General features: G+C 33.9%; 9 protein-coding genes and 1 pseudogene. 6 read left to right on the top strand and 4 right to left on the bottom strand.

Going from position 1 to position 11057, the window contains the following annotated elements; all coding sequences use genetic code 11:
• The first annotated feature begins 513 nt into the window (after positions 1-513).
• From C6H08_RS08550 to C6H08_RS08570, 5 genes are all read left to right on the top strand, one after another.
• Positions 514-1116 (top strand): DedA family protein, encoded by a 603-nt coding sequence (locus tag C6H08_RS08550; protein ID WP_005217577.1) that lies wholly within the window; start codon positions 514-516, stop codon positions 1114-1116.
• A gap of 98 nt (positions 1117-1214) precedes the next feature.
• Positions 1215-2369, top strand: a complete 1155-nt coding sequence (gene nusA / locus C6H08_RS08555) for a transcription termination factor NusA (RefSeq protein WP_034562373.1) — start codon at positions 1215-1217, stop codon at positions 2367-2369.
• Positions 2369-4384: a ribosomal protection-like ABC-F family protein gene (gene abc-f / locus C6H08_RS08560; protein WP_034579077.1), complete on the top strand. Its 2016-nt coding sequence runs from the start codon at positions 2369-2371 to the stop codon at positions 4382-4384. The genes nusA and abc-f overlap by 1 nt, the downstream gene beginning before the upstream one ends.
• 370 nt (positions 4385-4754) lie before the next feature.
• The gene (locus C6H08_RS08565) at positions 4755-5036 is read left to right on the top strand and encodes a hypothetical protein (RefSeq protein WP_034562375.1); all 282 of its coding nucleotides are present in this window, start codon (positions 4755-4757) and stop codon (positions 5034-5036) included.
• Between the two features lie 7 nt (positions 5037-5043).
• Complete coding sequence (locus tag C6H08_RS08570) at positions 5044-5817, top strand: FkbM family methyltransferase (RefSeq protein WP_158656845.1); 774 nt, start codon at positions 5044-5046, stop codon at positions 5815-5817.
• Positions 5818-6305: 488 nt separating this feature from the next.
• Here the strand turns inward: C6H08_RS08570 and ftsH are convergent, their stop codons facing one another.
• Together ftsH and C6H08_RS08580 are read right to left on the bottom strand one after the other, a co-directional pair.
• Complete coding sequence (ftsH, locus tag C6H08_RS08575; protein ID WP_034562379.1) at positions 6306-8213, bottom strand: ATP-dependent zinc metalloprotease FtsH; 1908 nt, start codon at positions 8211-8213, stop codon at positions 6306-6308.
• Between the two features lie 38 nt (positions 8214-8251).
• Positions 8252-9367, bottom strand: coding sequence for a 50S ribosomal protein L11 methyltransferase (locus C6H08_RS08580; protein WP_034562380.1), 1116 nt, complete (start codon positions 9365-9367; stop codon positions 8252-8254).
• A gap of 140 nt (positions 9368-9507) precedes the next feature.
• On the opposite strand from C6H08_RS08580, the gene C6H08_RS08585 reads away from it, so the two are divergent.
• Positions 9508-10560, top strand: a complete 1053-nt coding sequence (locus C6H08_RS08585) for a dehypoxanthine futalosine cyclase (RefSeq protein WP_034579498.1) — start codon at positions 9508-9510, stop codon at positions 10558-10560.
• A 68-nt stretch (positions 10561-10628) separates the two neighbouring features.
• On the opposite strand, the gene C6H08_RS08590 is transcribed toward C6H08_RS08585, so the two are convergent.
• Positions 10629-10823 (bottom strand): hypothetical protein, encoded by a 195-nt coding sequence (locus tag C6H08_RS08590; RefSeq protein ID WP_104686168.1) that lies wholly within the window; start codon positions 10821-10823, stop codon positions 10629-10631.
• Positions 10824-10860: 37 nt separating this feature from the next.
• Positions 10861-11057 (bottom strand): annotated as a pseudogene (locus C6H08_RS08595) (hypothetical protein); the annotation flags it as partial.

Raw genomic sequence — 11057 nt, forward strand, 5'->3', positions numbered from 1 at the left:
GATATTAGTGTGTTAAGTGTGTGTTTTGCTAGTGTTTGAATGTGCTAGATACTGTAAACTTTACATTTATTTTTTATTACGATTTAATGGTTTTTAGTTTCAAAAATAACATTAAAATTTAGTGTTTTTTTGTTTCTACACAATAAATAATATCTTTCAAAAAAATGAGAAAAAGCAATAAGACTAAAAAATAAAAAATGGTAAAGAAAGTTTAAAATCCATACTGCTTTCCATAAAAATTACATAAATACCACACTTTACAAAAAAAACACTGCAAAACAAAATACTAAAGCTTTAAAACCATCTTCTAGAATCTATCATGCATAGCAAATACTAACCAACAGATTCCATAAACTTCACGCGCAACATTCCACTCCACAAGTTTTATTGACAAAAACTATTATTTAGCACAACAAACCAAGTAAAATCTATCTTTTAAAGAAAATGAATATCATTATACTTATTTTTAAGATATAATCATGTGGTTAATTCAATATTACATAAGGTTATATCATGCAAAATGAAGCACTAGATATATTAAAAGATTATAACAATCTGGAAAATTTTGGCTATTTAATACTCTTTTTCTACTCTATGGGTGGTGGCTATATCGCAATACTTACAGCAGCAGCCTTATCGAGTGTAGGCACACTTGATTTAACTTTTAGCATCATTGTAGCAATTTGTGGTAACGCACTTGGTAGCTCTTTGTTTGCATTATTTGCAAGGACACAACAAGCAGAGGTAAGAAGAATGTTTGGCAAACATAGGCGAAAAATCGCTTGTATGTATCTTATGATAAAAAAGTATGATTGGGGCTTATTTATTGTAAGCAAATATCTACATGGAATCCGCTCTTTTGTGCCACTTGCAGTTGGCATTAGTCAGTATAATTTGACAAAATTTGTATTTATTAATTGCATTGGGGCAGTCATTTGGGGTATTTCTTTGGGGATTGCTGGATATTATGCAAGTGGATTTTTATTTGATATTATCAAAATGTTGTTGGCATATCCGTATGCGCTGCCGGCTGTATTTGTGGGGATTTTTATCTTTATTGCATCTTTATTATTTATTAAAAAGAAGATTCAATCTAGCAGGATATTACAAGAATAAGTAATAATTTGCATATTAGTAAAGTTATGCTAGAATTTCATTCTTCTTTATATACTCCCACATATCAAGAATACGCAAGAATAAATTAAGGTTTTATAATGGAAAAGATTTTAGATATAGTTGAAATGATAGCTTCAGAAAATGGTTTGCCACAAGACCAAGTCGTATTAGCGATTAAAGATTCTATGGTCAAAATGGCAAAAAAAGAGATTAACGAGAATGCAAACTTTGTGGTTATAGAAGATTGGGGCGCTAAAGAATTGCGTCTTGTGCAAAAGATGATTGTATGCGATGATTCTTCTTTTAGCAAAGATTTAGAATCTACGCATATCCCTCTAAATGAAGCTAGAAGCCTTGTAGAGAATGTAAATACAGGTGATGAACTTGAATATCAAATCAATTTAGAGGGTATGAATCGTAATGCGGTAAATAATATATTCCATGATATTACCTATCAGATTCAAAAGCTAAACGAGCAAGAGATACTAAAAGCTTTTGAAAAGGATATAGGTCATATTGTAATCGGGCAAGTGGCGCATGTCGATGATGAGGGGAATACTTCCATAGAGATAGGTGAAACTCGCGCGATGTTATCACTTAAAAATCGCATTAAAGGTGAGAAATTTAAAGTCGGGCAGCCAGTAAGATCTATCCTAAAATCTGTTAGAATCACAAAAAATGGTGTTAAAATCGAGCTTTCACGTACAACGCCAAAGCTACTTGAAGAGCTACTCATGCTTGAAGTGCCAGAAATAAAAGATGGCGAAGTCTCAATCTATAAAATCGCACGCATACCCGGTGAAAAGGCAAAAGTAGCCCTTTATACAAATAATCCAAAGATTGATCCAATCGGCTCTGCTGTCGGTGCAAGAGGCGTGAGAATTAATGCTGTAAGCAAAGAATTACATGGCGAAAATATAGACTGCATTGAATACTCAAGTGTGCCAGAAATCTTTGTAGCAAAGTCTCTATCTCCAGCCCAAGTCATCTCTGTGAAATTGCAGAAAGCAGATACAGAAGAAGAGAAACCAAAGGCAATAGTGCAAATCGCAAAATCACAGAAGTCAAAAGCCATAGGTAAAGCAGGTGTGAATATCCGCCTTGCAAGCATGCTAACAGGCTATGACTTTGAGCTGCAAGAAGTAGCCGATAAGCCTAACGAACAAGTAGCAAATAAAGATTCCATAGAAAAAGATGAAGAGAAAAAGCTAGGACTAGAAGCATTAGAATCTCTTTTTAAAGGCAACTCATAATGGCATTACTCTCACTCAATGAGATAAGTAAGCAATATGACACAAAGCTACTTTTAAAAGAAGCACACTTTAGCATTGACACACATGAAAAAGTCGCAATAATAGGCAAAAATGGCTGCGGCAAAAGCACACTTTTGCAAATCATAGAAGGAAAAATACCACAAGATTCTGGACAAAGAATTGTAAAAAATGATATTGAGATTCTATCCCTGCCGCAACATATTAGCTTTAATCCCAATCATAGCGTAACAGAAGTGCTTGAAAATAGCCTTTATAATCTCAAACAATCACATAAAAGACTACAAGAAATCATGCAGCAAGAAGACTTTGCAAACAACACCTTGCTATCAACAGAATACAATATACTGCATTCATACATCGATAGGCATGATGGCTGGGATTTAGAGCTTAAGGTAAAAAATATTATGCACTCTTTTGGACTAGAATGCTTTGCAGATAGACTTGCTATAACACTTAGCGGTGGTGAGCAAAAAAGGATTATGTTAGCAAGCATTCTCATTAAAAGTGCGGATATTATTATCCTTGATGAGCCGACAAATCACCTTGATGTCGATATGGTTGCTTTCTTAGAAAATTATTTAAAAAACATGCAAGCAAGTATTATTTTTATCAGTCATGATAGATATTTTATTGATAATCTTGCTACAAGGATTGTAGAGCTTGATAATGCTAAGCTTACAAATTTTAGCGGTGGTTACCTTTCATATCTTCAAGCAAAAGCACAAATGCTAGCAAACCTAATGAAAGAAAATGAAGCCTTAAAAAAGATTCTAAAAACAGAAGAGCAATGGCTACAAAAAGGCGTACAAGCAAGAAGAAAAAGAAATGAAGGCAGAAAAGAGCGATTAATGCAACTGCGAGAAAAAGTAAAATCCATGCCAAGCCTTGCTAGAAGTATCACTCAAACACTTGAAAAAACACTCAAAGAATTGCCAAAAGATTCTATAAAAAACACAAAGAAAATGCTATTTGAGCTAAAAGATATTACGCTTTATATTCATGATAAGCCACTTATTAAGAATCTTAATCTGCGTATCATGCAGCAAGAAAAAATCGCTATCGTAGGAAAAAATGGTAGTGGTAAAAGCACCTTGCTTCATTGTCTTTTACATGAAGACCCCTTATTTCTAAAAGCAAAAGGCATTCATTTTCAAGGCGAGATATTAAGAGGCGATATAAATATTGGCTATTTTGATCAGCATAAAAAAATGCTAGATCCTACAAAAACACTCATTGAGACATTTTGCCCTAATGGTGGGGATAGAGTGAGTGTGCGTGGAAAAAATATACATGTATATGGCTATCTTAAAAGTTTTTTATTTCCTAAGGAAGATTTAGAAAAAAAGATAGGTATGCTTAGTGGTGGGGAGCAATCAAGGGTGGCACTTGCCCTATTGTTTTCAAAGCAGTATGACTGCCTTATTCTTGATGAACCTACAAATGATTTAGACATTGCGACAATGAATATTTTAGAAGATTATCTTATGCAAAGTGAGTGCGCTATCATTTTTGTAAGCCATGATCGATATTTTACGGATAAAATCGCACAGCGACTTTTAGTCTTACAAAATTCTATGGATTCTATGCAGCAAAACTATATTATCACTCATGCGAAATATAGTGAGTTTTTAGACACACAAAGCGAATTGCAAGAGATTTATACATTGCAAAATGAACTCAAAGATTCTAAAGGACAAGATTCTATAAAAAAAGATTCTATACAGACTGAAACAAAATCCAATAAAACACAAGAGATTCCAAAAAATGAGGCAAAACCAAAAAAGCTAAGCTATAAAGACCAAAGAGAATATGATAGCCTAGAAGAAGATATAGAGAGACTTGAAGCATGTATTAAAGATTTAGAATATAAGCTAGGCACACCAAGTGAATATGAAAAATATGGAATCCAAACTTTAAGTAATGAATTAGAAGAAGCAAAAAAAGCTCTTGATTATAAATGGCAAAGATATGAAGAATTGAGTATGAAACTATAAAGATATATCTATTGATTTGTCCAAATTAAGATAACACACAAAAGCCATTAATGGACTTTGCATGGAAATAAGACAATAAACAATATTGATTTAAAAAATATAAAACAACAATATTTATACTTAAAAAGTGTGGCTCTATAATCTTTTACAATATTTATTCATAACGGTATGCAATGAATTTTAAACAATATTGTATGGTTAGCCTATTTGTTTGTGATAATATTGTTTATTTTGTACTATAAACTTCATTTTATTGTGTTAGAATCGCCCACATGTAATGATTTACTGTGTGATTTGGCGATAATCTTTGACTTTTATGTGATAAGTTAGCTTACAGGTTTATTGTGATTTTTAATATTAAGGGGACATTATGAAATCTTTTCTTAAGTTTTTGCTGCTCAAAGTAAAATATGGAAAATTAAATTCTTTCTCACGAGATGTTTATAAGTTCAGCGGTCGTAGTTCTATGGTTGAAGAGAAATTTGACTTTTTAGAACAATATAGCAGTGATTTAAAAGAAATAGATATTAAGCTATATTGTAAATTATCAAACGAAGACAAACAAACTTTTGTGTTGTGGATATTGAAGCGTTGGTGCTTTATACACAACAGACTAATGGGGGGGGGGGGTAACATTCCCAAAGGAATATGATTGGATATTGTTTAAAACCAATGCCTTGTTTTTTGAGGCAGAAATTCTTTGCAATAAAAGAAAGACAATTGATGACCCCTTAAAATTGCAAGTCAATCATAAAGAAATTCTTTATATAAATCCGCATTGCCCCTTTCCAGCAGATTCTAGGATATTAAGGGAATCTTTTTATAATGTTTGTCTGTTGGTGCATACCTTCTTTTTAAAAGAATATTATTTAGAAGGATTTAATCCAAAAAATGGCGAAACAATTATTGATTGCGGTGGTGCGATAGGCGATACGGCATTATTTTTTAACGCATATTACCCAGATTCTGATATACATATTTTTGAATGTAGTGATAGGGATTACGCTTTGTTGCAACAAAATATTGCGATCAATAAGAAACAAGACAAGCTTTTTGCACACAAAAAAGCAGTTGGAGAAAAGAATCAAGACTTATATTTTATGGGTTGGTATGTTGCAAACCAAAAAACAGAAAGTGGGGTTAGGATAGATTGTGTTAGTTTGGATTCCTTTGTAAAAGAACATGATATACAAAATATTGGATTAATTAAAATGGATATAGAGGGTGCAGAACAAGATGCACTTAAAGGCGCAAAAGAAACTATTCTTAAGTTTAAGCCAAAACTAATGATACCCATATATCATTTAGAAAATGATATTGTAGAAATTCCAAAGTTTTTACATGACTTGGGACTTCCAATGGAGTTTCGAGTAAAATGGACTGATTTGCGTTTTGGCTATTATGATTTTGTTTTGTTTGTAAGATTTTTATAATTGTTGGCAACCAATATATAGCTATGTGTCTATAGGCTACACCAATATATCTTCCGCATTTTAAAACAAGTAGGAATAAGAATCTCTGCGATTTCTAGGTTTCGCAAAAGCCTTTCTTTTTTGCATCATGGAATAAATATTGCAAAATGGGAATCTAAATCCCCTGCTAAATTTAATCAAAGAATTATGTATAGTAGATGTATTAAATGTTAAACAATAAAGTTAGCCCATTTTACCTATTACCCACAAAAACACTATATTATAGCATGTTTAATAATATGCTTCTCCTGATATTGGGGTATTTGTCTGCTTACCTTTTATTCTACTTGGGCTTGCTGGAGATATAGATTCTGTAAAAAATACACACAATTCTGAAAAACGGGGAAGAGGGTCTCATAACCCCTATGTTAAGTTTATCTAATATGACACAACAAAAATCGTAGCGACAATTTATACCCAAGTCGCAAAAACACTTTCACAATATTTTATTAATGCTCCTCAATTGGCACAAGTCGGCTTTCCATATTTTGTTCTGTCTCATAAGCCGCAATTATTTCTCGCACCCTCTCGCCTTCAATCACCTCTTTTTCAAGTAGCTCTTGTGCCATAGTCTGAATAGCACCGCGATAATCGCGTAAAGTTTGTTTGACATGTGTGTAATGCTCTTCTAGCTTTGTTTGGATAAAGGTATCCATTTTTTGTGCGGTTTCATTGCTATATTCTCTTGAGTTGCCCCCACCGCCGCCAAGAAAGCGATTTCTCGCAGTAAAGTCTTCAAGCACCATAAGCCCAGAAACATCAGTCATACCATAATATACTGCCATATTTTTAAGAATGCCTGTCGCACGGCGTAAATCATCAGAAGCACCATTTGATATTTCTTCTAAAAATACTTCTTCAGCACCCCTACCACCAAGCAATACATCAATGGTTGCAAGCATTTCATGTTTTTGTTCTAAATGGCGATTTTCTTCAGGTGTGTGTAGCGTATAGCCTAATGCACCCATGCCACGCGGGATAATAGATACTTTATTTACTCTATGCGCCCCTTTTGTAACCTCACCCATTAAAGCATGTCCGCTTTCATGATAAGCGACTATCTTTTTCTCTTTTGGTGAAAGTCTGCGAGATTTCTTCTCTAAGCCTATCATAGTTCGTTCCATCGCTTCTTTGAAATGCTTTTGTGAGACTTCTTTTTTATTCTCTCTGCCTGCAAGTAATGCTGCTTCATTAATAATATTTGCCAAATCAGCACCTGCTAAACCAGCCGTAAATTTCGCGATTTCATTCAAATCTACATCTTTGCTTAATTTCACACCTTTAATATGCACTTTCAAAATCTCAATACGTCCCTTAAAATCCGGTGCATCAACTAATACTTGTCTATCAAATCTGCCCGGTCTAAGAAGTGCTGGATCAAGGATTTCAGGTCTGTTTGTAGCGGCTAAAACAATAACGGGTGCATTACTGCCAAATCCATCCATTTCTGCTAAAAGCTGATTTAATGTCTGCTCTCTTTCATCATTCCCACCGACAACAGACCCTGCCGCACGACTTTTTCCTATCGCATCAATCTCATCGATAAAGATAATACTTGGGGCTTCCTTTTTTGCCTTTTCAAATAAATCACGCACACGACTTGCACCAAGCCCAACAAACATTTCAATAAAGCTACTACCACTCATTGAGAAAAAGGGGACATTTGCTTCCCCTGCAACAGCCTTTGCAAGTAAGGTTTTACCAGTCCCCGGAGGTCCCACAAGTAATACACCCTTTGGAATCTTCGCACCAACCGCTGCATATCTATCAGGGTATTTTAAGAAATCCACGACTTCCACAACCTCTTCTTTTGCTTCCTTGTTACCCGCCATATCATCAAATCGCACATTTGGTCGTTCTGCATTAATCAACTTGTTTGCATTTCCTAGTCCAAACATACCGCCACCCATATTGCGTTGTATGCGACTTGTTAAAAGCATCCAAAGTCCTATGAAAATAAACATAGGGAGTAACCAGCCGATTAAATCTGTAAAAAAGTTTTGCTCACTAAATCCGCTATAGCTTACCTTATGTTCGTCTAAAAGCGGTACAAGCGTTGTATCTTGCACTTTTTTTGTAGTGTAATAGATAGTGGGATTGATAGTTTTACTCACACCTTTTACCATTGTTTGACCGATAGATACACTCTGAATCTGCCCGCTTTTAATAAGCTGCTTAAACTCTGAATATTCAATCGTTTGACTAACGCTATTACCACCTAATCTACCAAAAATACTAGAATCATCAGTAGAAAAAGACTTATATAAAATGATTGATACAATTCCAAGAATAATAAAAATAAAAACAGGATTTTTTGATATTGGCGGTTTGCCATTGTTTGAATCATTATTTGCCATTTTTTCCTCTTTTAAAAATACAAAATTACGCAATTATATTATTTTTTTATAAACTTGAAACATAACCATTCATCAATTTGCTTTTTTTCTAGCAGTGTTAGCTCTTTAAAACCTTCAAGTATTTTTGCTTCATGCTCTTGTAAAATGCCAGATAAAATCAAGATTCCATCTTGTTTGAGATAAAAGATTAAATCTTTTTTAAGCAGTAAAAGCACAGAGCTAACGATATTTGCACATATTACATCATAGCTTTTTGGCACTTCAAATTGCTTTAAACTCTGCAAACTACCCTGCCATATTTCTTTGTATGAAAGGTTATTTATCACAAAGTTTTTCTTACTTTGATTGCAAGATTCTATATCTGTATCACACGCATATATATTTGCGTGCAATTTTGCGGCAACAAGTGATAAAATGCCACTGCCACAACCTACATCAAGCATATTTTTATTTCTTAAATCCATTTTACTAAGCAAGGCAATACACATAGCTGTTGTCGCATGGTGTCCGCTCCCAAAGCTAAGTGATGGGTCAATGATTAGATTCTCATAATCCTTATTTTCTTCATACCAACTTGGGCGGATATAGAATCTAGCGCATATAACAGGCTTTATACTTTGCTTGTATTCTGTAATCCAGTCCTTATTTTGACATAAGAAAATATTTGCATTGATTCTAATTTGTGGAATCTTGGGGGTATATTTTGGGCTATTTTTACAAAAAAGTAAATGCTTTGCTTGTGCTCTTTTTAGTTTTTTATTTGCATGGGCTATAAGTTTCTTATTAAGAAAATCGCCTTTTTTCTCTTTTAAATTCCTTTGGGCTAGTAACTCTTTGGCTATAAAAGGCGTGTAAGAAGATTGTTTAAAATCATAATGGCATGAATGCAGATTCTGTGTTTCTCTCTGTGCTTTTATAGTTTTCTTAGATGAAATAAGTGGTAGGTTATAAAGCATTATCTCATCTGTGTTTATATCAAAACTTTTTGCTATCTCTTGTATTTTTGTATGTATTTTTTGCAAGATAGATTCTATCTCACTTTGAGATTTATCGGTCCGCCAGATAAGCTTTTGTCCTTTAGAATCTAGTGATAGCATATTACTATCAAGCTGTTTTCCTTTTATCGTATAAGGCAATAGCTGATTATCATTCATTGGAATCCTTTTTCTAGTCTTTAAAGGGTAGTAACAATGTGAAATTATAACAAAACAAAGCATAGATATAAATTTACACTACAAAGCAAAAACCTATAAAAATACATTATAATTACGCAATTTATACAAGCGAGAAAACAATGACAAATAAGCGTTATACAGATTCTGAAATATTAGATCTCATGCAAAATGCTTCTCTCAAAGAGTTAGGCAAAATGGCGTATGAAACTAAGAAGGCATTGCACCCTGATAATATCACTTCATTTATCGTAGATAGGAATATTAACTATACAAATATTTGCTGGGTGGATTGTAAATTTTGTGCGTTTAAGAGAAAGTTGGGGCAAGAGGGGGAATATATCTTAAGTTTTGATGAGATAGATTCTAAGATTGATGAACTTTTAGCGATCGGTGGCACACAGATTCTATTTCAAGGTGGGGTGCATCCTAAGCTAAAGATTGATTATTATGAGAATCTTGTAAAACACATTGCTGAAAAATATCCAAGCATTACGATACATGGATTTTCAGCGATTGAGATTAACTATATCGCAAAAATCTCAAAGCTAACAATACATGAAGTTTTAGTGCGTTTGCAAAAGGCTGGACTCTCTTCAATCCCGGGTGCTGGGGCAGAAATCCTTAGTGATTCTGTGCGTGATATTATCGCTCCTAAAAAACTTAGTGCTGATGAGTGGATTATGGTGCATAGGGAAGCACATAAAATTGGTATGAAAACTACTGCTACAATGATGTTTGGAAGTATAGAAAAAGATGATGCTATTATAGAGCATTGGCGTAGAGTAAGGGATTTGCAAGATGAGTTTGGTGGCTTTAGAGCGTTTATCTTATGGAGTTTTCAACCTTTAAATACGCCGCTTAGTGCTGAATTTCCGCATTTACAAAAGGCGAGTTCAAATAGGTATTTGCGACTTTTAGCATGTAGCAGATTATACCTTGATAATATTGCAAATATCCAAAGTAGTTGGGTAACGCAAGGAAGCCATATAGGGCAATTAGCCCTTTTATTTGGTGCAAATGATCTAGGTAGCACTATGATGGAAGAAAATGTCGTTTCATCAGCTGGGGCATGCTACTCTATGAGTAAAAATGAGATGATTAAGCTTATACAAGATATTGGCGAAATCCCTGCTAAACGAAACACAGCATATGAAATGCTTGAGATTTATTGAGTAATTGATTCTGAGATGTTTGATAGGTATTAGATTCTACATTTCATTTATTTTTCACATATATCATATCAGTAATCACCGCCAGAACTACCTTGATTTATCTCATTGGTTAATCTTGTAAGATGCGCATTTGTAAAGGCTTTGCCATTAGCACATTTTCCACTGATTAGTTTGCTATTTTGTGTGTTTGCTTGCCAGATTAGCCTGTTTCCTTTATAATAAACTTTTACAATGCCATTGATTTTACCATTTGTGTATGGCATTTTCGAAAATATATCTCCGCTTCGATAATAGTGTTTGTCAACGCCATCCTTTTTTCCATTTTCTCTCCTTGCTACCACCTAAAATATATTGTATTGGCTTACCTTTTGCCCTATTCATTAAAAACCCAATCCACTCATTATTGTTATTATATAGCGTTTTTAGTGGTAGATATATATGTTGCTTGGAATATTCATCAAGCTTTACTTCTTCAAATTTTTTTAGTTTTTGTTGTG

The organism is Helicobacter bilis (assembly GCF_900198365.1).
In the GTDB taxonomy this organism is placed as follows: Bacteria; Campylobacterota; Campylobacteria; order Campylobacterales; family Helicobacteraceae; genus Helicobacter_A; species Helicobacter_A bilis_B.